24 protein-coding genes and 1 pseudogene are annotated in these 20,787 nt (G+C 68.7%); 11 read left to right on the top strand and 14 right to left on the bottom strand.

All coding sequences use genetic code 11. From position 1 onward, the window contains the following. A pseudogene (locus QZV94_RS11735) lies at nt 1-534 on the top strand (DNA recombination/repair protein RecA); the annotation flags it as partial. Nucleotides 535-674: 140 nt separating this feature from the next. On the opposite strand, the gene QZV94_RS11730 reads toward QZV94_RS11735, so the two are convergent. Continuing rightward, a complete protein-coding gene (locus tag QZV94_RS11730) occupies nt 675-830 on the bottom strand; it encodes a hypothetical protein (RefSeq protein ID WP_293678072.1) in 156 nt (51 codons plus the stop codon). A gap of 37 nt (nt 831-867) precedes the next feature. On the opposite strand from QZV94_RS11730, the gene QZV94_RS25150 reads away from it, so the two are divergent. Next, entirely contained in the window at nt 868-1,626 is a 759-nt protein-coding gene (locus QZV94_RS25150) for an alpha/beta fold hydrolase (RefSeq protein WP_367254376.1), read from the top strand. Here the strand turns inward: QZV94_RS25150 and QZV94_RS11720 are convergent. Then, a complete protein-coding gene (locus QZV94_RS11720; RefSeq protein WP_293678070.1) occupies nt 1,542-2,345 on the bottom strand; it encodes an SDR family NAD(P)-dependent oxidoreductase in 804 nt (267 codons plus the stop codon). The two genes, QZV94_RS25150 and QZV94_RS11720, sit on opposite strands and share 85 nt — an antisense overlap. A 147-nt stretch (nt 2,346-2,492) precedes the next feature. Next, nucleotides 2,493-3,584, bottom strand: a complete 1,092-nt coding sequence (locus QZV94_RS11715) for an alkene reductase (RefSeq protein WP_293678069.1) — start codon at nt 3,582-3,584, stop codon at nt 2,493-2,495. 183 nt (nt 3,585-3,767) lie between these two features. On the opposite strand from QZV94_RS11715, the gene alaS reads away from it, so the two are divergent. Beyond that, nucleotides 3,768-6,419 carry an alanine--tRNA ligase gene (alaS, locus tag QZV94_RS11710; RefSeq protein WP_293678068.1) on the top strand — a complete coding sequence of 884 codons (2,652 nt, stop codon included), beginning with the start codon at nt 3,768-3,770 and terminating at the stop codon, nt 6,417-6,419. Nucleotides 6,420-6,427: 8 nt separating this feature from the next. Here the strand turns inward: alaS and QZV94_RS11705 are convergent, their stop codons facing one another. Next, nucleotides 6,428-7,351: a hypothetical protein gene (locus QZV94_RS11705; protein ID WP_293678067.1), complete on the bottom strand. Its 924-nt coding sequence runs from the start codon at nt 7,349-7,351 to the stop codon at nt 6,428-6,430. A gap of 181 nt (nt 7,352-7,532) precedes the next feature. On the opposite strand from QZV94_RS11705, the gene QZV94_RS11700 reads away from it, so the two are divergent. Then, entirely contained in the window at nt 7,533-7,793 is a 261-nt protein-coding gene (locus tag QZV94_RS11700) for an aa3-type cytochrome c oxidase subunit IV (RefSeq protein WP_293678066.1), read from the top strand. A 56-nt stretch (nt 7,794-7,849) separates the two neighbouring features. Here the strand turns inward: QZV94_RS11700 and QZV94_RS11695 are convergent, their stop codons facing one another. Both QZV94_RS11695 and bla read right to left on the bottom strand, forming a co-directional pair. Beyond that, nucleotides 7,850-9,067 carry an NADP-dependent isocitrate dehydrogenase gene (locus QZV94_RS11695; RefSeq protein WP_293678065.1) on the bottom strand — a complete coding sequence of 406 codons (1,218 nt, stop codon included), beginning with the start codon at nt 9,065-9,067 and terminating at the stop codon, nt 7,850-7,852. A 72-nt stretch (nt 9,068-9,139) separates the two neighbouring features. Further along, on the bottom strand, nt 9,140-10,168 hold the full coding sequence (bla, locus tag QZV94_RS11690) for a class A beta-lactamase (RefSeq protein ID WP_293678064.1): 1,029 nt from the start codon (nt 10,166-10,168) through the stop codon (nt 9,140-9,142). Between the two features lie 28 nt (nt 10,169-10,196). Between bla and QZV94_RS11685 the strand changes: the two genes are divergently transcribed. The 4 genes from QZV94_RS11685 to QZV94_RS11670 all read left to right on the top strand — a co-directional run bounded on the left by QZV94_RS11685 (nt 10,197) and on the right by QZV94_RS11670 (nt 13,318). After that, nucleotides 10,197-11,015, top strand: a complete 819-nt coding sequence (locus QZV94_RS11685; RefSeq protein ID WP_293678063.1) for an RNA methyltransferase — start codon at nt 10,197-10,199, stop codon at nt 11,013-11,015. After that, a complete protein-coding gene (locus tag QZV94_RS11680) occupies nt 11,012-12,097 on the top strand; it encodes a nitronate monooxygenase family protein (RefSeq protein WP_293678062.1) in 1,086 nt (361 codons plus the stop codon). The genes QZV94_RS11685 and QZV94_RS11680 overlap by 4 nt, the downstream gene beginning before the upstream one ends. A 149-nt stretch (nt 12,098-12,246) precedes the next feature. Beyond that, on the top strand, nt 12,247-12,864 hold the full coding sequence (gene rpsD / locus QZV94_RS11675; protein ID WP_293678061.1) for a 30S ribosomal protein S4: 618 nt from the start codon (nt 12,247-12,249) through the stop codon (nt 12,862-12,864). An 82-nt stretch (nt 12,865-12,946) separates the two neighbouring features. Continuing rightward, nucleotides 12,947-13,318, top strand: a complete 372-nt coding sequence (locus QZV94_RS11670) for a hypothetical protein (RefSeq protein ID WP_293678060.1) — start codon at nt 12,947-12,949, stop codon at nt 13,316-13,318. Nucleotides 13,319-13,372: 54 nt separating this feature from the next. On the opposite strand, the gene QZV94_RS11665 is transcribed toward QZV94_RS11670, so the two are convergent. From QZV94_RS11665 to QZV94_RS11645, 5 genes are all read right to left on the bottom strand, one after another. After that, the gene (locus QZV94_RS11665) at nt 13,373-13,792 is read right to left on the bottom strand and encodes a thioesterase family protein (RefSeq protein WP_293678059.1); all 420 of its coding nucleotides are present in this window, start codon (nt 13,790-13,792) and stop codon (nt 13,373-13,375) included. Beyond that, nucleotides 13,789-14,133 (bottom strand): Grx4 family monothiol glutaredoxin, encoded by a 345-nt coding sequence (gene grxD / locus QZV94_RS11660; RefSeq protein ID WP_293678058.1) that lies wholly within the window; start codon nt 14,131-14,133, stop codon nt 13,789-13,791. The genes QZV94_RS11665 and grxD overlap by 4 nt, the downstream gene beginning before the upstream one ends. Nucleotides 14,134-14,203: 70 nt before the next feature. Then, the gene (locus QZV94_RS11655; protein WP_293678057.1) at nt 14,204-14,437 is read right to left on the bottom strand and encodes a BolA family protein; all 234 of its coding nucleotides are present in this window, start codon (nt 14,435-14,437) and stop codon (nt 14,204-14,206) included. Between the two features lie 17 nt (nt 14,438-14,454). Then, entirely contained in the window at nt 14,455-14,928 is a 474-nt protein-coding gene (locus QZV94_RS11650; RefSeq protein ID WP_293678056.1) for a DUF1579 domain-containing protein, read from the bottom strand. Nucleotides 14,929-14,994: 66 nt separating this feature from the next. After that, entirely contained in the window at nt 14,995-16,227 is a 1,233-nt protein-coding gene (locus QZV94_RS11645; protein ID WP_293678055.1) for a serine hydrolase, read from the bottom strand. 80 nt (nt 16,228-16,307) lie between these two features. Between QZV94_RS11645 and QZV94_RS11640 the strand changes: the two genes are divergently transcribed. Next, nucleotides 16,308-16,790: a CinA family protein gene (locus tag QZV94_RS11640; protein WP_293678054.1), complete on the top strand. Its 483-nt coding sequence runs from the start codon at nt 16,308-16,310 to the stop codon at nt 16,788-16,790. A 152-nt stretch (nt 16,791-16,942) separates the two neighbouring features. Here the strand turns inward: QZV94_RS11640 and QZV94_RS11635 are convergent, their stop codons facing one another. Together QZV94_RS11635 and QZV94_RS11630 are read right to left on the bottom strand one after the other, a co-directional pair. Next, complete coding sequence (locus QZV94_RS11635; RefSeq protein WP_293678053.1) at nt 16,943-17,719, bottom strand: sulfite exporter TauE/SafE family protein; 777 nt, start codon at nt 17,717-17,719, stop codon at nt 16,943-16,945. 112 nt (nt 17,720-17,831) lie between these two features. Next, the gene (locus QZV94_RS11630) at nt 17,832-18,170 is read right to left on the bottom strand and encodes a helix-turn-helix transcriptional regulator (protein ID WP_293678052.1); all 339 of its coding nucleotides are present in this window, start codon (nt 18,168-18,170) and stop codon (nt 17,832-17,834) included. Between the two features lie 71 nt (nt 18,171-18,241). Here QZV94_RS11630 and QZV94_RS11625 point away from each other — a divergent pair, with 71 nt between their 5' ends. Together QZV94_RS11625 and QZV94_RS11620 are read left to right on the top strand one after the other, a co-directional pair. Beyond that, nucleotides 18,242-19,117 carry an MBL fold metallo-hydrolase gene (locus QZV94_RS11625; RefSeq protein WP_293678051.1) on the top strand — a complete coding sequence of 292 codons (876 nt, stop codon included), beginning with the start codon at nt 18,242-18,244 and terminating at the stop codon, nt 19,115-19,117. 16 nt (nt 19,118-19,133) lie between these two features. Continuing rightward, nucleotides 19,134-19,526 (top strand): DUF302 domain-containing protein, encoded by a 393-nt coding sequence (locus QZV94_RS11620; RefSeq protein ID WP_293678050.1) that lies wholly within the window; start codon nt 19,134-19,136, stop codon nt 19,524-19,526. On the opposite strand, the gene QZV94_RS11615 is transcribed toward QZV94_RS11620, so the two are convergent. Further along, nucleotides 19,495-20,532 (bottom strand): GlxA family transcriptional regulator, encoded by a 1,038-nt coding sequence (locus QZV94_RS11615; RefSeq protein WP_293678049.1) that lies wholly within the window; start codon nt 20,530-20,532, stop codon nt 19,495-19,497. The genes QZV94_RS11620 and QZV94_RS11615 overlap by 32 nt on opposite strands. Nucleotides 20,533-20,787: the final 255 nt, after the last annotated feature.

The following is a 20,787-nucleotide window of genomic DNA, read 5'->3' as shown; positions in this document are numbered from 1 at the left end:
CAGGCGCTGCGCAAGCTCACCGCCTCGATCTCCAAGACCCACACCCTGGTGATCTTCATCAACCAGATCCGCATGAAGATCGGGGTGATGTACGGCAGCCCCGAGACCACCACCGGCGGCAACGCGCTGAAGTTCTACGCCTCGGTGCGCCTGGATATCCGCCGCACCGGTTCGGTGAAGATCCGCGACGAGATCGTCGGCAACAACGTCCGGGTGAAGGTGGTCAAGAACAAGGTCGCCCCGCCGTTCCGTGAGGTGGAATTCGACATCATGTACGGCGAGGGGATCTCCAAGCTGGGCGAGATCATCGACCTGGGCGTCAAGGCCGGCGTGATCGAGAAGTCCGGCTCCTGGTTCTCCTTCAATTCCCAGCGCATTGGCCAGGGCCGCGACAACGTCCGCGAGTTCCTGAAGGCCAACAAGGACATCGCCGCCGAGATCGAATCGAAGGTGCGCGGCGCCAAGGCGGTCATCGAGGAGGAGCTCCTCGTCGGCCCCACCCCGGACGCGGACGCCGAGGACGGGTCCCTCTAGGCGTCGGCAACCGACGCGACGTTGCGGGCAGGCCTATCCAGCAGGCCCGTCCTCCCGCCGCCACGTCGGCGCCCGTGCTTGCCGCGGGTTGGCCAACGACCCAGACTGTCAGCCAGTCGGAGGGGCACATGGTTCGGAGTTTAGGGCTGGCGGCGGCGCTTGGCGCGATAGTCCTGGTGGGGGGGCGGCGCCTCGGCGCAGCCCGCCGCGGACTTCGGGATCGGCGCGTTCACCGCCACGAAAGCGAAGGCTGGCCTCCGCCGGTCGGCCACCGCGGAGCTCGGCGGAGTCCGCATCTACTACGAGACTTACGGCGCCGGGCCGCCGGTCCTCGTGCTGCACGGCGGCACGGCCTACCTCGAGACCATGCACTGGCAGATCGAGGCCCTGGCCAAGGACCACCTCGTCATCGCGCCTGACAGCCGCGGCCACGGCCGTTCCACCGACGCCGCCGGGCCCCTGCATTATGCGCGGATGGCCGAGGACATGATCGAGCTCATGGACCGCCTGCGCATCCGCAAGGCCGATATCGTCGGCTGGAGCGACGGCGGGATCATCGGCCTGCACCTGGCCATCCACCATCCGGACCGGGTGGGGCGGCTGGTCACCATCGGGACCAATTTCGACCTGACAGGGATAGACCTCACCCGACCCCGCCGGCCGCGGACTCTCCTGCTGCGGCCCGCCAACGCGAGGCCTACCTGCGCCTGTCGCCCACGCCCGACCAGTGGCCCGCCTTCTACGGCAAGGTGCAGACCATGTGGCGGAGCGAGCCCAACTACACGGCGAAGCAGCTGGGAAGCATCCGCTCGCCCGTGCTCGTCATGGCCGGCCAGGCCGATTCGATCCCCCGCGCCCACACCGAGGCGATGGCGCGAGCCATTCCCGGCGCACGCGAAGTCATCGTGGCCGGCGCGACCCACTTCGCGCCGCTCACCCATCCGGCGCAGGTCAACGCGCCGATCGTCGCTTTCCTCGGCGGCCGGCCCTGAGGCGCCGCAGCCGGGTCAGGGCGCTGCGTCGAAGTCTGCCAGGATCTCGTTGAAGCGGCGCTCGGCGGCGATGCGGCCGGGCTTGTGGCTGAAGATGTAGAGACGGTTGGCCAGCACGCCCGCGCGCACGCAGGCCGCCACCTGCTCGACCGTGCGGCTCTCCAGGAAGTTGAACTGGCCGGCGTCCTCGAACGCCCCCTTGCCGGGCTCCGTGGTGGTGCGCGCGTTTTCCCCAATCCGGCTGGGCGTCGGGCCTGGGCAAAGCACCGAGACGCCGATGCCGTCCTTCTTCAGCTCGTCGCGCAGGGTCTCGCTGATGCCGACCACCGCGTATTTGGAGGCCGTGTAGACCCCCAGGCCCGGCACCGCGAAGATTCCCGAGAGCGAAGCCGTGTTGACCATATGGCGCAGGCCGCTCCCTTGCGCCTTCAGCCGCGGCGTGAAGGTGCGGATGACGTTGACCACGCCCCAGAGGTTGGGCTTGAACAGCCACTCCCAGTCGTCCTGCGGTGCGATGGCCACGGGCCCGAACTGGACCACGCCAGCGTTGTTGCACACGACGTTGACCGCGCCGAAGGCCTCGTAGGCCCGGTCCGCAAGCGCCTCGACCGCCTTGGCGTCCCCAACGTCGCAGGCCACCGCCACCGCGCGACCGCCGGCGGCCTCGATCGCCTTGGCCGTCTCCTCCGCCCGCGTTCCCTCGAGGTCGGCCACCACCACGTTCATGCCCGCGTCGGCCCAGTTGCGGCACATGGCCTGGCCGATGCCGGCGCCACCGCCCGTCACCACCGCCGTCAGGCCCTTCAGTTCGGTCGCCATAGCTTCACTCCCGTTGATGGGCGTCTAAGGCGCGCCCGCTTGTCTGTCGGACCTTTGTACGGCTCGCCCCGCCCACCCGCTAGCGCGGGCGGTGAGAGCGGAGTGATCGACGGCGGCGAGCTCAGGCGTGAACCAAGTCTTCCGCCCTCAGCCGGCGACGCCGGCTTCCTCCAGCGTCGGGAAGTCGGTGTAGCCCCGCGCGCCGCCGCCGTAGTAGGCGCGGGGGTCGGCGACGTTTAGGGGCGCGTTGCGGCGGAGGCGCTCGACCAGGTCGGGGTTGCCGATGAAGGGCCGGCCAAAGGCGATCATGTCGGCGGCGTCGGCCGCGCGGACGGCGATGGCCAGGTCGCGATCGTAGAGGTTGTTGGCGATCAGGCAGCCCTTGAAGAGCCGGCGCAGCTTCTGCAGATCGAAGCTGGGCTCGATGGTGCGCGAATTGCCGGTGTCGCCCTCGACCATGTCCAGCCAGCCCACCTTCAGGTCGTTCAGACGCTCCACGACGTAGGTGAAGAGCGGCTCGGGGTTAGAGTCCCAGGCCTCGTAGGCGTGGCCGATGGGGGACAGGCGCACGGCGGTGCGTTCGGGACCCCAGACCCCGATGATCGCCTGCAGGGTCTCCACCAGAAGGCGGGCACGGTTCTCGATGGAGCCGCCGTAGGCGTCGGTGCGCTTGTTGGTCATGTCGCGCAGGAACGCGTCGATCAGGTAGCTGTGGGCGCCGTGGAGTTCGACGCCGTCGAAGCCCGCCGCCTTGGCGCGCACGGCCGCGGCGCGGAACATCTCGACGATTCCCGGGAGCTCGTCGGTGCGCAGGGCGCGGGCTTCCTCGTAAGGGACGAGGCCGTTCGGGCCGAAGACCTGGCCAGGCTGGGTCATGGCGGAGGGCGCGATCGGCGGCTCGCCGCCGCCCAGCGATGAATGGCTGAGCCGGCCGGCGTGCCAGAGCTGGCAGAAGATCACCCCGTCCTTCGCGTGCACGGCGTCGGTCACCTGCCGCCAACCGGCGATCTGTCCGTCGTTCCACAAGCCGGGGATGTTGGGGCCGCCGCGGCCGCCGGGCGCGACCGGAGTCGCTTCGGAGATGAGCAGGCCCGCCGACGCGCGCTGGGCGTAGTAGAGGGCCTGCAGTTCCCCGGCCTCGCCGGCGTCGTTGGAGCGCGTGCGTGTGAGCGGTGACAGCGCGATGCGATTCTTCAGCTTGAGGCCGTTGAATTCGCAGGGGTCGAACAGGTCGGTCATCTGAAGCTCCGTCGCACGGGAGCCGAGGTTGGCCGGCGGACGCCGCGTCAGTCCAGACCCCGTGCGACGCGCGAAATCATGACCTGCGGCCGGCCGCCTTTTGCGATCCGGCCGGTTTCGCGTAAATCGAGCCGCCCCCATCTCGGGGGCCCGAGCAGCTTACCCTTCGAGACCGAAAATCCTATGGCGACCCTGAACGAGATCCGGACCCATTTCCTGGACTACTTCCAGCGGAAGGATCACGCCATCGTCGCCTCGGCCCCACTGGTGCCGCAGAACGACCCGACCCTGCTGTTCGTCAACGCCGGCATGGTGCCGTTCAAGAACTACTTCACCGGCGCCGAGACCCCGCCGTGGCCGCGCGCGGCCTCTTCGCAGAAGTCGGTCCGCGCCGGCGGCAAGCACAACGACCTGGATAATGTCGGCTACACCGCGCGCCACCACACCTTCTTCGAGATGCTGGGGAACTTCTCGTTCGGCGACTATTTCAAGGAACAGGCGATCCATCACGCCTGGGAGCTCCTGACCAAGGAGTTCGCCATTGCGCCGGAAAAGCTGACGATCACCGTCTACCACACCGACGACGAGGCCCATGGCCTTTGGAAGAAGATCGCCGGCCTGCCCGACGAGCGGATCATCCGCATCGCCACGGCCGACAACTTCTGGTCGATGGGCGACACCGGCCCCTGCGGCCCGTGCTCAGAGATCTTCTACGACCACGGGTCCCACATCGCGGGCGGTCCGCCCGGCAGCCCCGACGAGGACGGAGACCGGTTCGTCGAGATCTGGAACCTGGTCTTCATGCAGTTCGAGCAGTTCGCCGACGGCCGTCGCGAGCCGCTGCCGAAGCCCTCGATCGACACGGGCATGGGCCTGGAGCGGGTCGCTGCGGTGCTGCAGGGCGTGCACGACAACTACGACGTCGATCTGTTCCGCAACATCATCGCCGCCTCCCGCAACTTGGTGGGCGGCGCCGGCGGCGCGTCCAATGGCCCCTCGCACCGGGTGATCGCCGACCACCTGCGCTCCACCAGTTTCCTGATCGCCGACGGCGTCACGCCCTCCAACGAGGGGCGCGGCTATGTGCTGCGCCGGATCATGCGCCGCGCCATGCGCCACGCCCACCTGCTGGGGGCCGAGGAGCCCTTGATGCACCGGCTCGCCCCGACCCTCATCGAGCAGATGGGCGAGGCCTATCCCGAGCTTAAGCGCGCCGAACCCGCCATCATCGACACCCTGCGCCAGGAAGAGGAGCGGTTCCGCCGCACCCTGGGGCGCGGCATGAGCCTGCTCGATGAGGCCACCGCGGGTCTGAACGAGGGCGACGTGCTCTCCGGCGAAACGGCGTTCAAGCTCTACGACACCTACGGGTTCCCGCTGGACCTGACCCAGGACGCGGTGCGCGCCAAGGGCCTGACGGTGAACCTCGAGGAGTTCGACGCGGCCATGAAACGCCAGCGCGACATGGCCCGTGAAGCCTGGACCGGCTCTGGCCAGGCTTCGGCTGCGGCCGAGTGGTTCGCCATCCGCGAGCGCCTCGGCCCCACCGTCTTCACCGGCTACGAGGACGGCGAGGTCACCGCCGAGGTGCTGGTCCTTGTCGAGGATGGCCGCGAGATCGACGGCGCCCTGACGGGATCCAAGGTCGAGGCGCTGTTCGACCGCACGCCGTTCTACGCCGAGAGCGGCGGCCAGGCCGGCGACACCGGCGAGGTCGAGTGGGACGGTGGCCGCGCCAAGGTCACCGATGTCCAGAAGCATGCGGGCGACCTGCATGTGCACGAGCTGGAGATCCTGGAAGGGACGCTGAAGCCGGGCGACCGGGTGCGGCTGGCGGTGGACGCCGAGCGGCGCGCGGCGACGCGTTCCAACCACTCCGCCACCCACTTGCTGCACGCCGCCCTGCGCAATGTCCTGGGCGCTCATGTCACCCAGAAGGGCCAGATGGTCGACGGCGAGCGAATCCGCTTCGACTTCAGCCACGGCGCCCCGGTGACGCCGGACGAGATCGATCGCATCGAGGCCGAGGTGAACGCGGTGGTGCGCCAGAACCGTCCCGCCGAGACCAAGCTGATGGCGCCCAAGGAGGCCATGGCGGCCGGGGCGATGGCGCTGTTCGGCGAGAAGTACGGCGAGAGCGTCCGCGTGCTGACCCTTGGCGACGCGCTGAGCGGTGAGGGGGCCTATTCCGTCGAACTCTGTGGCGGCACCCACGTGGCCCGCACCGGCGACATCGCCCTGTTCAAGATCGTCGCCGAGCAAGGCGTCGCCGCCGGCGTCCGCCGGATCGAGGCCCTGACCGGCGAGGCGGCCCGCCGCTACCTGCTGGACCAGGCCTCAGTCGCAAAGGGCCTGGCCGACCAGTTCAAGGTGCCAGTGTCCGAAGTCGCCGCCCGCGTCGCCACGATGCAGGCGCAGAGCCGCCAGCTCGAGAAGGAGCTCGGCGACGCCAAGCGCCAGCTGGCCATGGGCGGCGGTGGCGGCGCCGGCGCGGCCGTCGGGCCGGAGGAGATCGGCGGCGTCCAGGTGATGGCCCGGATCATGGAGGGTGTCGGCGGCAAGGACCTGCGGCCCATCGCCGAGGCGTTCAAGAAGCAGCTGCCCGACGGCGTGATCGTCCTCGTAGGCACCGCCGACGGCAAGGCGGCGGTGACGGTCGCGGTCACCGGCGCCGCGCAGAGCCGCTTCAACGCCGCCGACCTCGCCAAGGCCGGGGTGCTGGCCATGGGCGGCCAGGGCGCGGGCGGCCGCCCCGATTTCGCCCAGGGCGGCGCGCCGGACGCGGCGAAGGCGGCCGAAGGACTGGCCGCCGTGAGGGCTGCCCTGGCCGGGTGAGCGCCTGCCTATCCCTCGCAGCGGAGTCGCAGCAGCGGGGCCGTCGGCTGGTTGTTGACCTCGGTGTCGAGCAAGAGGCCCGAGCCGTCGGGCAGCCAGGCGATCGCCTCCTGCTGCGGCAGGCGCTTGAAGCGCACGATCTGCAGGTTCCTGCCCCTGGTCCACGCGGCCGGCAGGCCCCGGGACAGGTCCACGGCCAGTTCGTAGATGGCGCCGTAGGTCAGTAGCGCCACGCGCCGGCCGTCCGCGGTGATGTCCATCGCGGTCGGGATCCAGTCGACGATGCCCAACTCAGGCGCGATCTTCGGCAGATCGATCTCGCCCACCTTCTCGAACACCTGGACCTCGCCCGCGGCCCGCAGTTGCGCGGCGCTGAGCCGGAACACCAGCGCCGGATCGCGCCGCGTCACCCGCCCGTCGGCCGGCTTGGTGATCACATAGAGGTCGCCGTCGGGATGCACGGCGAAGGCCTCGGCATTGTGCGCTCCGTCGGGATAGCGCGCCCGCACGGCCCGCAGCGGCTTCACCTCGCCGGCGAAGGCGCGCTTCTCCCGCACGAGGGTGAAGGTCACGTCCGCCCGCGCCGCGGCGTTGTCGCCGATGTCGCCGAGATAGATGCAGGTCGCCCGGCCGCAGGGGCCCAGGGACATGTCCTCGATGTCGCGCGGCTTGGGCCCCGCAACATTGACCACCTTGGCCCCGCCGCCGGCCATGTCGGTCACGAAGAACCGCAGGTCGTCCCCGGAATCGTTGTGGTGATAGAGCCGCCCAGGATGGGCGACGGAGGCCTCCAGGCCGCTGGCCTCGTTGATGAGCTTGCCGTCCAGGGCGCCGACGGTCTCCAGCGGCCCCCACTTCGGGCACACGTCGGCCGCGGCGCCGGTCTGTGCGACACCGAGGGCCAGGACTCCGGCCAATGCGATCGCGCGCATAGATGCATTGCCTCCGTTCGTCGCCGGAACGCTGCCCAGCGGCTCCGGCCGGGTCAAGCTAGGTCGCGTGAACGCTCGTCGGCGCCGCCTACCGGCACGCCGCGGCGAAGGTTTCGAACAAATTGACAGCAGCCAGCGGCGGGCGTTCCCTGGCGTCGGACATCAGCCCGGAGAGTCAGATATGGCCAGTGGCAGTCAGTTCGGCGACCAGACCATGGACGTCGTGGTTCACGAAAAGACCTATCACGCGTTCAGCATCCTCACCCGCTGGGCGATGCTGGTGATCGGCGACGCGACCTTCTTCCTCACCCTGTGGTTCGCCACCGGCGCGGGGTTCTGGGGCGCGCTGTTCATCGCCGGCGCGGCCTTCGTGATCGGCTACCTGTTCCTTGTCCGCCACGAGGAGAAGCAGCCGCTCGACGTCTGGGTCGAAGGCCGCTGACACCAAAACGCCGCCGGCGGGGTCCGCGGGCGGCGCTTTCCTGAGGATCGAAAGGCTCAGGCCTTGGCCAGGGCCTTCTCAAGGTTGGCTGCGACCTTGTCGAGGAAGCCCTCAGTGGTCAGCCAGCCCTGGGTGTCGCCGACCAGCAGCGCCAGGTCCTTGGTCATCGAGCCCGACTCGACCGTGTCGACACAAACCTTCTCGAGGGTTTCGGCGTAGTGGGTCAGGTCGCTGTTGCCGTCCAGCTTGGCGCGGTGCTTCAGGCCCTGGGTCCAGGCGAAGATCGAGGCGATGGAGTTGGTCGAGGTCGACTCGCCCTTCTGATGCTGGCGGTAGTGGCGGGTGACGGTGCCGTGGGCCGCCTCGGCCTCCATGGTCTGGCCGTCCGGCGTGATCAGCACCGAGGTCATCAGGCCCAGCGAGCCGAAGCCCTGGGCCACCGTGTCGGATTGGACATCGCCGTCGTAGTTCTTGCAGGCCCAGACATAGCCGCCCGACCACTTCATCGCGGACGCCACCATGTCGTCGATCAGGCGGTGCTCGTAGATCAGGCCTTCAGCCTTGAATTTGTCTGCGTAGTCCGTGTCGTAGACTTGCTGGAAGATGTCCTTGAACCGCCCGTCGTAGGCCTTGAGGATGGTGTTCTTCGTCGACAGGTAGAGCGGGTACTTGCGCGCCAGGGCGTAGGCGAAGCTGGCGTGCGCGAAGTCGCGGATGGAATCGTCGAGGTTGTACATGGCGAGCGCCACGCCGGCGCTGGGGTACTTGAAGACCTCCTTCTCGATCTTCTCCCCGTTGTCGCCGACCCAGGTGAGGGTCATCGTGCCGGGCCCGGGGACCAGGAAGTCGGTCGCCCGATACTGGTCGCCGAAGGCGTGGCGGCCGATGATGATCGGCTGCGTCCAACCGGGCACCAGGCGCGGCACGTTCTTGCAGATGATCGGCTCGCGGAAGACCACGCCGCCCAGGATGTTGCGGATCGTGCCGTTCGGCGACTTCCACATCTGCTTGAGGCCGAATTCCTTGACGCGGGCCTCGTCCGGCGTGATGGTGGCGCACTTGACGCCGACGCCGTGGCGCTTGATCGCCTCGGCCGCGTCGATCGTCACCTGATCGTCGGTGGCGTCGCGGTTTTCCATCCCCAGGTCGTAGTAGTCGATCTCGACGTCGACGAACGGGAAGACGAGCTTGTCCTTGATCCACTTCCAGATGATGCGGGTCATCTCGTCCCCGTCGATGTCCACGACAGGGTTGGCGACTTTGATCTTGGCCATGAGGGGCAGGCGCTCCGGATTCCTAAGGGCCGTAATAGCGGTCGGGGGCGCGTGCGCAAGGGCTGCGTAGCGTCAACCCACCGCGCGCACCGCGGCCGCTGCGACTTGGGCGATGATCGCATCGCGCGCGGCCTCGTCCAGCGTGGATCCAGACAGGAACGCGCAGATGGCGTAGCTGCGCTTGTCGGCGAGCGTGAAGATCCCGACGTCGTTGTGCGCGCTCGACAGGCCGAGGTCGAAGCCGGAGGTCCCCGGTCTGTGCGCCAGGAAAGCGGACTTGGGCAAACCGGCCTTGAGCCGCCCGGCGCCGCGTCGTGTCCGGCTCATCAAGGCGACGAGGCGGCGGGTGGACGCCTGGGAGATCAGGTCGCCCCGGTCGAGCATCTGCAGGAACGCCAGCATGCCGGCCGGCGTGGCGGTGTCGCGCGGGTCGGCCAGGTAGGCGCGGGCGGCGGCCGCCCGCGTGGCCGGTGGCACGGCGTCGCGGGCTGCGGCGAAGGCGGCCTCGGTGCGCCAGGCGGGCCGGAAGGACGGCATGCCGTACACCTCTGCGCTCAGTTCGCGCTCGTAGCGGTCGACGCGGATGTCCTTCACCCGCTTGGCGGTCAGCCATGCGGTCAGCGCGCCCGGCCCGCCGATACGCTTCATCAGGACGTCGGCGGCGGTATTGTCGCTGTCGGAGACCGCAGCCTCGAGCAACTGATCGGCGGTGTACTCGCGTCGGCCGGGCCAGGCCTGTGCGATCGGCGACCAGGGCGGCGAGAGCTGGGACTCGAGCAGGTAGAACCCCTCGCTCATCAACACGCGCCCAGCGTCGACTTCAGCCAGCACGGCGGCGCCCAGCAGCATCTTGAAGACGCTCTGCATAGGGAAGCGGCGCTCGCCGTTGTGGACATAGGACTGGCCGCTCTCCAGGTTCATCAGGCCCACCCCGAGGGCGCCCGGTCGGACCGCGTCGGCGATGCGGACGATGGCCTTGTCGAGGCCCGGGAGGGCCACCGCCGGCGTGGTCGACACCGTGGTGGGCATCTTCTGGTCGCAACCCGCCAGCAGCCCGGCAGGCGCAGCGGAGAGCAGGCTTCGGCGGCTGAGGGTTGCCATCGGACGGCCGGCCTCTTCTAAACACGGCATGGCTAAAGCCTCCGACCCAATTCCTGGCGCCCGAATTCCTGATGTCGTGGCGCCTGTCGTCATCCTGAACGCGCCACAGCTCGCGGAGAACATAGGCTCTGTCGCCCGGGTGATGGCGAATTTCGGGCTGGCGGACCTGCGGCTGGTGAATCCGCGCGACGGCTGGCCGCAGGAACGGGCCTGGGCGCTGGCCTCCGGCGCCGAGTGGCCGCTGAACGCCGCCCAGGTGTTCGACGACGTGGAGAGCGCCATCGCCGACCTGCAGGTGGTGTTTGCGACGACGGCGCGGCCACGCGAGCTGCAGTTGCCTGTGCTGACCCCGCGGGCGGCGGCGGCCGACCTGTACGCGGCGTCGGCGCGGGGCGAGCGCACGGGCTTGCTGTTCGGCGGCGAGCGGGCAGGGCTGGAGACGGCGGACATCGCGCTATGCCAGGCGGTGGTGACGATTCCCATCGACCCGCGCTTCCGCTCGCTGAACCTCGGCCAGGCGGTTGCGATCAGCGCCTACGAGTGGCGCACGACCCTGCAGGACGCGCCGCCGCCGGTCTTCCGCGAGTTGTCTCCTCCCGCTGATGGCGCGGCCATGATGGGCCTGTTCGAACACTTCGAGCGGGAGCTCGACGCCGCCGGCTTCTTCCATCCGCCGGACAAGCGGCCGTCCATGGTCCAGAACCTGCGCTCGGCCCTCGCCAAGGCCCGGATGTCGGAACAGGAGGTGCGCACCTTCCGGGGTGTCGTCACCGCGCTGTCAAAGGGCCGTGGACGCGTGCTGGCCAAGCTCGCCAAGCAAAAGGCGGAAGAGGGAGAGGCGGGATGAGCCTGGCGGCGCTGCTGGATAGCCTGCCGGTCCCGATCATCCAGGCGCCCATGGTTGGGGCTTCGCTGGATGCGCTGACCCTGGCGGTGAGCCGGGCCGGCGGACTCGGGACCTACGCCATCGCCACCCTGTCACCGGCCGAGATCGGCCCCGCCATCGCGGCGGTGAAGGCGGTCACGACCGCGCCGTTCGGCGTGAACCTCCTGATGGCGCCCAAAGCCGAGCCGGACGCGGCGGTGGTGGATGCCGCGCTTGCCCGCCTGGCGCCCTGGTATGCGGCGTTGGGCGCCCCGCTGCCGGCCGCGCCCAACCAGTTCGCCCAGGACTTCGACGCGCAACTTGCCGCGGTGGTCGAGGCCGCGCCGCCGATGGCCTCGTTCACCTTCTCGATCCTGACCCCCGCTCAGGTTGACGCGCTGCACGCGGCGGGGACCTTCGTCGTGGGCACGGCCACGACAGTGGCGGAGGCGCGGGCCTGGGCCGCGGTGGGCGCCGACGGCATCTGCGCCCAGGGCTTCGAGGCCGGCGGCCACCGAGGCCATTTCCTGGCGGAGACCGAGGCCAGCCTGGTGGGGACGATGGCCCTGGTCGCCACCATCCGAGCGGCCGTCGAACTGCCGGTGATCGCCGCGGGTGGGATCATGGACGGACGCGGCGTGGCGGCTGCGCTGGCGTTGGGCGCCTCGGCCGCGCAGATGGGCACCGCCTTCCTGCTGGCCGACGAGGCGGTGACGTCCAAGCCTTGGCGCCGGGCGGCCGAGACGGCCGGCGACGATCCGACCCGACTGACGCGGGCGTTCACCGGCCGCCACGCGCGCGGCCTCGAGAACCGCTTCATGCGCGAGATGAAGGGTGTCCAGGACGAGGTCCCGGCCTATCCTGTGCAGAACCGGCTCACCCAGCCCTTGCGCGCCGCCGCGGCGGCCGCCGAAGACCCGGAGATGCTCTCGCTCTGGGCCGGGCAGGCGGTGAGCCTCGCGCGCCCGGGGGCGGCGGGCGGGTTGATGCGGCGGTGGTGGGCGGAGGCGCAACAGGCTGCAGCGGACCTATCGGCGCGCACGGCAGGGCGGGGCCGATATTGACTCCGGAGGTCCCCGCCGTCATACACCGCGCCTTCCAGCCGCCGGGGCAACTCGCGTGGCCGGATACCTATGACGGGTGATGCGAAGCCGCCGTTGCAATCGCGTTCTCCATGAGAGGACGCCGGCCCGCGTCGAATGAGAGTGCCTGAATGTCCAAGCGCCACAGCGCCAAGTACAAACTCGACCGCCGGATGGGCGAGAACATCTGGGGTCGCCCGAAATCCCCGATCAATTCCCGCGCCTACGGCCCCGGCCAGCACGGCCAGCGCCGCAAGTCCAAGGTCTCCGACTTCGGTCTCCAGCTCCGCGCCAAGCAGAAGCTGAAGGGCTACTACGGTAACATCACCGAGAAGCAGTTCGTCCGCATCTACAAGGACGCGGCCAGCCGCAAGGGCAACACCTCGGAGAACCTGATCTCGTTGCTGGAAAGCCGGCTGGACGCGATCGTCTATCGCGCCAAGTTCGTGCCGACCCCGTTCGCGGCGCGCCAGTTCGTCAACCACGGCCACGTGCTGGTGAACGGCAAGCGGGTGAACATCGCCTCCTACCGGGTCAAGCCGGGCGACGTGGTCTCGGTGCGTGAGCGTTCGCGCAACATGGCGCTCGTGCTGGAAGCCCTGCAGTCGTCCGAGCGCGACACGCCCGACTACATCACCATCGACACCAAGGCGATGGCCGCCACCTTCGTCCGCGCCCCGGAACTGGCCGAAGTGCCGTACCCGGTGAAGATGGAGCCGAACCTGGTCGTGGAATTCTACGCGTCCTAACCGACGCCGATCAGCGAAGCGGATTTGCCCCGGAGCGATCCGGGGCCTTTTGCTTGGGCGCGGCCTGTGGCGAAATCCGGCGATGAACCGCCGCCTGTTCGTACTCTCCGCGCTCGCCCTGTCCGGATGCGCCACCGGCGCGCCAAGCGTGCGGCCGGCGGCTTCGGGATTGGCGGAGTTGGAGGCGATCTATAGGGCCGACGCCGGACGCGAGGCGATCGTGATCAGCGTGGCGTCGAACGGCTGCACGGCCAAGGCAGACTTCGCGTTCTACCTAGAGCGGACGGGTCCGACGACGACCCTGGCGTTCGGGCGGCGGCGGATCGACACTTGCAGGTCGTTCGCCATGGGCCGCACGGACCTGACTTTCACTTGGGCGGAGCTGGGCGTGGCGCTGCCGAGCGCCGTGTTCCTGCTCAATCCGCTCACACCATGGACGGGTCCGGGAAGTTGAGTTTGCAGCATTCTGAGGTGAGTGTCCTCAGACGACGAAGGGGCTTTGCCAGCCTCAGGCGAACATCGCGGTGATCCAGTCCGGCACGCGGCGCGGGCGGCCGGTGGCCTGTTCGATCAGCACCCAGGTCGTGTGGACCTGGGCGCACATGGCGCCGTCCGGATGGTCAAGTCGGATGAAGCGGTCGAAGCGGGGCCCGGCGGCCTGATCGGCGACCCAGGTGCGGCCCTGCGCGGTCTCGCCGAGCTTGAGTTCGTGGCGGTAGTCGATCTCGTGGCGCAGGGCGACCCAGGCCCAGGTCGCCTGGGCCTCGGGCGGGGCCAGGGACTGCCAGTGGGCGACGCCCATATCCTGGGCCCAGCGCAGGTAGACCACGTTGTTGACGTGGCCGTTCGCGTCGATGTCGGCGGGCGTAGGCTCGAACGTCAGGCGGAAGACCGGGCGGCCCTCCGGCGGCTCGAGCAGCCGGCTCACGCCGGCAGGAGGCCCTGCTCGGCGAGCATGGTCTTCAGTTCGCCGGACTGGAACATCTCGCGGATGATGTCGCTGCCGCCGATGAACTCGCCCTTGATGTAGAGCTGGGGGATGGTCGGCCAATCGGAATAGGCCTTGATGCCCTGGCGCAGCGGCTCGCTCTGCAGGACGTCGACGCCGACAAACTCAACGCCCAGGTGATCGAGGATCTGCACGCTGACGGCGGAGAAGCCGCACTGGGGCTGTTCCGGCACGCCCTTCATGAAGAGGATGACGGGGTTTTCTTCCACGGACTTTGCGATCCAGGCGTGGACGGGGTCGTCGGTGGTGGTCTCGGTCATGGGTTCGCCCTTTCGGCGAGAAATACGTCGCCCCAAGAGCTAGGGACGCGGGTCCATCGGGTCAAGCGCGTCAGGTCGGCGCGGAGGTCTCCAGGGCCAGGGCGTGTAGCTCGCCGCCCATCTTGCCCTTGAGGGCGGCGTAGACGAGCTGGTGCTGCTTCACGCGGTTCAGGCCGGCGAAGGCTGCGGAGACGATGCGGGCCTTGTAGTGGTCGCCGTCGCCGGCGAGGTCCTCGATCGCGATGGTGGCGTCGGGGAAGCCTTCGCGCAGGGCGGCTTCCAGGTCGGGTTGGGACATCGGCATGACGAGGGCTTAGCGCCTCACGCGCTCCGCGTGAAGGTCATCACCCAGTTGGTCTCCCAGCTCCTGCCGGCGTCGTAGGAGAACGCCTGACTCCAGCGGGCGCCACCCTCGGCGGCAGGCTCCCAGAGGAAGGCCACCTTCACCGGGCGGCCTGCGCAGGTGTCGTCGCCTTCGAAACGGCCGACGCCGGCCTGGAAGCGGCCATGCACCGGTGCGCCGAGCGCGCCGGCGGCGTCCACCCAGTAGATCGACCACCGCCCGGCCTCGACGTCGAAGGTGCGGAAAGTGAGGCCGTGGCCGCGTTCGCCCAGGTCGTTCTCATCGACATTGCAGAGGCCGCCCATCAAGCCCTGGCAGAAGGCGGTCCCGGTAAACTCTTCCCACTCCGCGCAGCCCACGCCGCGTTCCTTCAGCCGCCGGTGCGCTACCGCCCAGCGGCCGTACAGAAAGTGGAAGTCGCGCCGGCCATCTTCGTGCCCGTCGTAGGCCATGCGGTGTCCCTCGGTTGGAGAGACACCTTTAGCGGGGCCCTGCTGACAGGGCCGTGTCAGCAGTCGTCAATCGATGATCGAGCTGTAGACGATCGACTTCAGCTGGCCCCGGAAGTTGAACGTGCCCGACGGCATCAGCTGGGTCATGAAGACGACGGAGAGATCCTCCTTCGGGTCGACCCAGAAGATCGTCGAGGCTGCGCCGCCCCAGTAGTAGTCGCCGGCGCCCAGCGTGCCGGTGGTCACCTGGTCCATGGTGGACGCGAAGCCCAGGCCGAAGCCCACGCCCTCGTTGGCGGTCTCGGAGAACCCCTCGAAGGCCACCTGAGTCAGGTCCTTGCCGCCGGGCAGGTGGTTCATGTGCATGACCTCCAGGGTGCGCGGCCCAAGCACCCGGTGGCCATCCAGCTCGCCGCCGCGGCGCAGCATCTCGCAGAAGCGCAGGTAGTCGGAGATCGTGCCGGTGAGGCCGCCACCGCCGGACTTGAAGGCCGGCTCCTTGGTGTAGTTCGAGGTGACCGGATCATCGATCAGCTTCAGCTTCTTGTCGGGGCCGCGCTGGTAGTTGGCGGCGAAGCGATCGACCTTGTCGGGCGCCACCTGGAAGGCGGTGTCCTTCATGCCGAGCGGATCGAAGATCACCTCCTGGAGGTACTGCGCGAAGGGCTTGCCGGAGATGATCTCGACCAGCGCGCCGCAGACGTCGGAGGCGAGCGAGTACTGCCAGGCCTCCCCAGGATGGTAGCGCAACGGGACCTGGGAGAGCTTGTCCATGAACTCCGGCAGGGTGTCGTTGGTGTCGGACGACCGGATCTTCAAGGACCGATAGATGCGGTCGATCGGGTGCTGGACGCCCACGCCGGGCAGGCCGCCGCCGTAGGTGAGCCCCGCCATATGGGAGAGCACGTCGCGGAAGTTGGCCGGACGGCGGGGTTCTTCGGTGACGATGTCGTCGCCCTCGCCGGAGATCCAGACGCGGTGGTTCTTCCAGGACGGCACGTAGCGACTGACCGGGTCGTTGAGCTGGAAGTAGCCCTGCTCGTACAGCGTCATCAGCGCGACCGACGTGATCGGCTTACTCATGGAATAGATGCGGTAGATGGTGTCGTCGCGGGTGGGCTTGTTCCGCTCCAGGTCCATCGAGCCGAACGCCTTCTGGTAGGCGATGTGGCCGTGGCGGGCGACGGCGACCTGGCAGCCGGCAATCTTCTGCGGGCCGATGTAGTTCCGCTCCAGGTGCTCGGTAATCCGTTCCAGGCGCGCGGCATCCAGGCCGGTCCACTGTGACTGGGCGTCCATCTAAATTCCTCCCGCGGTTCTTTCGTTTGACGGCATCATGGGCGCCGAACGGCCGTTTGGCCAAGACAAGAAGGATCGGTATGGACGAGTTGGAGGCCCTCGCGGCGGAGATTGGGGCGATCCTGAAGGACCGCGGGGAGAAGATCGCCGTGGCGGAGAGTTCGTCGGGCGGGCTGATCTCCGCGGCGCTGCTGAGCGTGCCGGGCGCCAGCGCCTACTACCTGGGCGGCGCGGTGGTCTATACGCCCAAGTCCCGCGTGCTGCTCACCGACATCCCCCGCGAGGCGCTGGAGGGGATGCGGTCCGCATCCGAACCCTATGCGCTGCTGCTGGCGCGGACCTCGCGGGAGCGGTTCGGGGCGACCTGGGGGATTTCCGAGACCGGGGCGGCGGGGCCGACCGGCAATCCCTATGGCGACGCGGCCGGCCACACCTGCGTGGCGATCGCCGGTCCGGTGGAGGTGGCGCTGACCATCGAGACCGGCTCCAGCGATCGCGCGGCGAACATGCGGGCGTTCGCGGCGGGCGCGCTGGAGCTGCTGAAGCGGGTGCTGGCGGCGTAGGCGCCGCGGGCAAAAAGAAGGTTCACTCTTAAAGGCGCCTCGCGCCGTCAGCCGGTTTCGGGCCAGGGCGGAGCCTGCTTGGCGTCCGGGGCGGGCTGGGTCGGCGCGGGTCGCGGGGTCCGGTGTGGTTGCCGCCTTGTACGTTGGCTCACTCAGGACAGCGAGCGCCAGATGACATAGGCGGCGGTCGCCAGGACCAGCGTTGCGAAGAGGCGGCGGCCGAGCACAGCGCGCTGGGCGAGCAGCCGAACCACCGGCTTCGACGCCAGCACACCGGCTGCGCCGCCCGCGACGAGCGCGGCGAACACCGGCCAATCCACCATTCCAGATGCTGCGTAGCTGGCGCTTGTGGCCGAGCCGAAGAGGACCACCGAGACCAGGGACGAGGCCGCCGCATGGGTAAGGGTCATGCCGGTGGCGGCCATCAGGCCAGGGACGATCAGGAAGCCGCCGCCGATCCCGAAGAAGCCCGCGGCTAGGCCCACCACCAGCCCGACGGGAGCGAGCTTCAGCGTGAGGGCCCCGGTGAGGCGCACGCCGGGGTCGCCCAGCCCCTTCTGGGGGACCAGCATCGAGATGCCGACGGCCGCCATCGCCACACCGAACCAGGTGAGCAGCGCCTGCCCGTCCATCTGTTTCGCGAGCTGAGCCCCGACTATTGAACCCGCCAGGCCGGCGCCCCCGAAGACCGTCGCGCAAGGCCATTTCACAGTCCCCGCCCTGGCTTGTGTCGCGAGCCCGAAGAGCGCGTTCACGGCCACTGCGGCAGCCGCCGTGCCAATGGCGACGTGGGGATCTCTCACGCCGACCAGGTAGACCAGCAGAGGGGTAGCCAGGACTGAGCCACCGCCGCCGAAGACCGCCAGCAGCAGCCCGATCAGCGCCCCGCCGGCAACGGCGATGCCGTAACTCGCGACAGGCAGGTCCATCGCCCTCTATGCCCTCGCCGGCCGGTTCCAGGGCGCGCCCTGCAGGCGGCGAGCCTTCCCAGGCCGTCCTGCTCGCCGACGCTCGGCCAGCGGTAGGGGGGTGGGGGTCGGTCTATTGGCCATCGTTTGTCTCACCGTCCGGCCGACAGAAGATCTCCGCCAGCGTCGACACCACCTTCAGGGCGGCCGGATCGGCGATCCGGTACCAGACCGCCTGGGCCTCCCGGCGGGTCGCCACGATCCCTTCCTCCCTCAGCACTGCGAGGTGCTGAGAAAGCGCCGACTGAGAGAGGCCGACCAGCGGCAGAAGTTGCCCTACCGCCCGCTCGCCCTCTGTGAGTTGGCAAAGGATCATCAGCCGCCGCTCGTTCGCCAGGGCGCGGAGCAACTTCGCGGCCGCACCGGCGTTGCCTTCGAACTGGGTGATGTCGAGTTTCGACAGATCGAACATGGTCTTCCGTATATGCGATTGTGCTAATTTAGCAAATTCTTATATAAAGGGCCCCTACTGGAGGCCTTCCCGTGCAACCCCACATTCAAGCTTTCTTCGATCGGGCGACCTCCACCGCCAGCTATCTGGTCAGCGACCCTGCGACCAAGGCGGCCGCCATCATCGATCCCGTGCTCGACTTCGAGCCCAAGGCGGCCCGCCTTTCCACCACCTCGGCCGACCAGATCCTGGCGGCGGTGGCGGCGGGCGGTCTCGACCTGAAGTATGTCCTGGAAACGCACGCCCACGCCGATCACCTCTCCGCCGCCGACTACATCCGCCAACGGACCGGCGCGGAGATCGCCATCGGCGCCCACATCGTCGAGGTGCAGAAGACCTTCATCCCGGTCTTCGAGGCGGATGAGGTCGCGGCTGATGGTGCGGCGTTCGACCACCTGCTGAACGAGGGCGACCGGCTGCCGCTGGGCGAGATCACCATTGGCGTGCTGCACACCCCCGGCCACACGCCGGCGGACGTGACCTATCTGATCGGCGACGCCGCGTTCGTCGGCGACACGCTGTTCATGCCGGACTACGGCACGGCCCGGGCCGATTTTCCCGGCGGCGACGCCCGGGCGCTCTATCGCTCGATCCGAAAGATCCTGGCTCTGCCGGCGCAGACCCGCATCTTCGTTGGCCATGACTACCTGCCGGCCGGCCGCGACGAATTCCGCTGGGAGAGCACGGTCGCCGAGCAGCGGGCGCAGAACGTCCATGCGCGCGACGGCGTCACGGAGGACGCCTTCGTATCGATGCGCGAAGCGCGCGACGCGACCCTGGCCGCCCCCACTTTGATCCTTCCCTCCCTGCAGGTGAACATTCGTGGCGGCGCGCTGCCGGACGCCTCGCATTCGGGGAGGGTGTTCCTGAAGATCCCCGTCACCCGCGTCGAAAAGCCGACGGCATGAGAGAGAGGAAGGTCCGATGACCTACTACTATGCGAGAACCTTCGCGCAGCCGTTCGATCAGGTCGTGGCGGCCACGCGGGAGGCGTTGAGCCAGGAGGGGTTCGGCGTCATCACCGAGATCGACGTGCGCCAGACCATGAAGGCGAAACTCGGCGAAGAGTTTCGACCCTACGTGATCCTCGGCGCCTGCAACCCGCGGCTCGCGTACGAGGCGCTGCAACTGGAGGACAAGGTGGGGATCATGTTGCCCTGCAATGTCATCATTCAGGATGCCGGCGGCGGGCGCACCGAAGTGGCGGCGGTGGACCCGGTGGCTTCCATGGCGGCGATCGCGAACGACGCCCTGAAGGACAAGGCCGCGGTCGTCGGCGAGAAGCTCAGGGCCGCCCTTGACCGCATCGAGGGTTGAGGGTCGCCGGCAAGGGAGCGCCTCGGCCCTGGTGGGTACGGGGACCCGGGTCGCCGGTCGTGCGGAAGCGTTCGCGGTACTCGCTCGGGGTGATGTCCAGCCGACGGCAGAACGCCTTGCGCATCGCCTGCGTGCCGGAGAACCCGCTTTCGAGGGCCACTTTCTGCACGGGCAGTTTCGTTTCCTCGAGCAGGCGCCGCGCCTCTTCGATGCGAGTCAACTCCACGAACTGCGCGGGGGTCACCTGAGTTTCCTGCACGAACGCGCGGGCGAAGCTGCGTTGGCTCATCCCGGCTTCACGCGCCAATCGGGCAACGGAGAGGTCTTGTCGGAGGTGGTCGCGAATCCATTGCAGCACGCGCTGGATCGGCTCGCGGACGACGAATTGTGCGGCCAACTGAGCGCTGAACTGCGACTGTCCGCCCGGCCGTCTGAGGTACATCACCAGGAAGCGCGCGACCGCCAAGGCAACGTCCCGCCCGAGGTCCTCCTCGATCAGGGAGAGCACCAGGTCGAACGCGGCCGTGACCCCGGCCGAGGTGAACAACGGCCCGTCGCGGACGAAGATGCGGTCGGGCTCGACGATCGCGTCGGGATATTGGGCGGTCAGATCGTGTGCATACTGCCAGTGGGTTGTAACCCGCCGCCCGCCAAGCAGGCCGGCAGCGCCGAGGATGAAGGCGCCGGTGCATACCGAGCCGTATCTTCGCGTCTGAGGCGTCTGCGCTCGCAGCCAGTCCGTCACGGCTGCGCTGGGTGGAAGCGGCACGCCATGCGTCGGGGGAACGATCAGCGTGTCGATCGGTTCGCGGACCTCGTCCAACGTCGTGTCCGCCATGATCGTCAGACCCGACGACGTGCGTATGGGTTCCCCGTGCTCGGAAATCAGCCGTACGCGATAGTGGTCTTGCCCTGTCTGAACGTTCGCCTCGAAGAACGCGTCCGCGATTGCAGCGATCTCCACCAGGTGCGGCCTGACCGGTGGAACGAGGACGGCCACCAACATGGGAACAGGCTCCCGTAGATGGCGGGCAATGGAAATCCGCGCCCACCAGCCGAACCTATCACCCATTGGCGCCGGTGAGTAACGCTTTGCCGTGACCGCAATGCCATCGGCGAGAGACGTGATCCGCTCGTGTTTTCAAGCCACAGGGCCCCAGCTGCAGGAAGCCGATTCCCCGAGCCGGCCCGTGGCGAGGCGACCGCTTGGGCCTGGCCCATCGGATTGGCGGGAACCGGCGCGAATCTGGCCGAAAAGGCG

Source organism: uncultured Phenylobacterium sp. (assembly GCF_902826855.1).
In the GTDB taxonomy this organism is placed as follows: Bacteria; Pseudomonadota; Alphaproteobacteria; order Caulobacterales; family Caulobacteraceae; genus Phenylobacterium.
Note: the sequence above shows the minus strand (reverse complement) of the source record. Positions and strands in the feature narration are given on the sequence as shown.

Bases quoted from the DNA above. Each gene is read 5' to 3' on its own strand.
- QZV94_RS11730 (WP_293678072.1), bottom strand. From the start codon at position 830: ATGCGGACTCCGCCGAGCTCCGCGGTGGCCGACCGGCGGAGGCCAGCC.
- QZV94_RS11720 (WP_293678070.1), bottom strand. From the start codon at position 2,345: ATGGCGACCGAACTGAAGGGCCTGACGGCGGTGGTGACGGGCGGTGGC.
- QZV94_RS11715 (WP_293678069.1), bottom strand. From the start codon at position 3,584: ATGACCGACCTGTTCGACCCCTGCGAATTCAACGGCCTCAAGCTGAAG.
- alaS (WP_293678068.1), top strand. From the start codon at position 3,768: ATGGCGACCCTGAACGAGATCCGGACCCATTTCCTGGACTACTTCCAG.
- QZV94_RS11705 (WP_293678067.1), bottom strand. From the start codon at position 7,351: ATGCGCGCGATCGCATTGGCCGGAGTCCTGGCCCTCGGTGTCGCACAG.
- QZV94_RS11700 (WP_293678066.1), top strand. From the start codon at position 7,533: ATGGCCAGTGGCAGTCAGTTCGGCGACCAGACCATGGACGTCGTGGTT.
- QZV94_RS11695 (WP_293678065.1), bottom strand. From the start codon at position 9,067: ATGGCCAAGATCAAAGTCGCCAACCCTGTCGTGGACATCGACGGGGAC.
- bla (WP_293678064.1), bottom strand. From the start codon at position 10,168: ATGGCAACCCTCAGCCGCCGAAGCCTGCTCTCCGCTGCGCCTGCCGGG.
- QZV94_RS11685 (WP_293678063.1), top strand. From the start codon at position 10,197: ATGGCTAAAGCCTCCGACCCAATTCCTGGCGCCCGAATTCCTGATGTC.
- QZV94_RS11680 (WP_293678062.1), top strand. From the start codon at position 11,012: ATGAGCCTGGCGGCGCTGCTGGATAGCCTGCCGGTCCCGATCATCCAG.
- rpsD (WP_293678061.1), top strand. From the start codon at position 12,247: ATGTCCAAGCGCCACAGCGCCAAGTACAAACTCGACCGCCGGATGGGC.
- QZV94_RS11670 (WP_293678060.1), top strand. From the start codon at position 12,947: ATGAACCGCCGCCTGTTCGTACTCTCCGCGCTCGCCCTGTCCGGATGC.
- grxD (WP_293678058.1), bottom strand. From the start codon at position 14,133: ATGACCGAGACCACCACCGACGACCCCGTCCACGCCTGGATCGCAAAG.
- QZV94_RS11655 (WP_293678057.1), bottom strand. From the start codon at position 14,437: ATGCCGATGTCCCAACCCGACCTGGAAGCCGCCCTGCGCGAAGGCTTC.
- QZV94_RS11650 (WP_293678056.1), bottom strand. From the start codon at position 14,928: ATGGCCTACGACGGGCACGAAGATGGCCGGCGCGACTTCCACTTTCTG.
- QZV94_RS11645 (WP_293678055.1), bottom strand. From the start codon at position 16,227: ATGGACGCCCAGTCACAGTGGACCGGCCTGGATGCCGCGCGCCTGGAA.
- QZV94_RS11640 (WP_293678054.1), top strand. From the start codon at position 16,308: ATGGACGAGTTGGAGGCCCTCGCGGCGGAGATTGGGGCGATCCTGAAG.
- QZV94_RS11635 (WP_293678053.1), bottom strand. From the start codon at position 17,719: ATGGACCTGCCTGTCGCGAGTTACGGCATCGCCGTTGCCGGCGGGGCG.
- QZV94_RS11630 (WP_293678052.1), bottom strand. From the start codon at position 18,170: ATGTTCGATCTGTCGAAACTCGACATCACCCAGTTCGAAGGCAACGCC.
- QZV94_RS11620 (WP_293678050.1), top strand. From the start codon at position 19,134: ATGACCTACTACTATGCGAGAACCTTCGCGCAGCCGTTCGATCAGGTC.
- QZV94_RS11615 (WP_293678049.1), bottom strand. From the start codon at position 20,532: ATGTTGGTGGCCGTCCTCGTTCCACCGGTCAGGCCGCACCTGGTGGAG.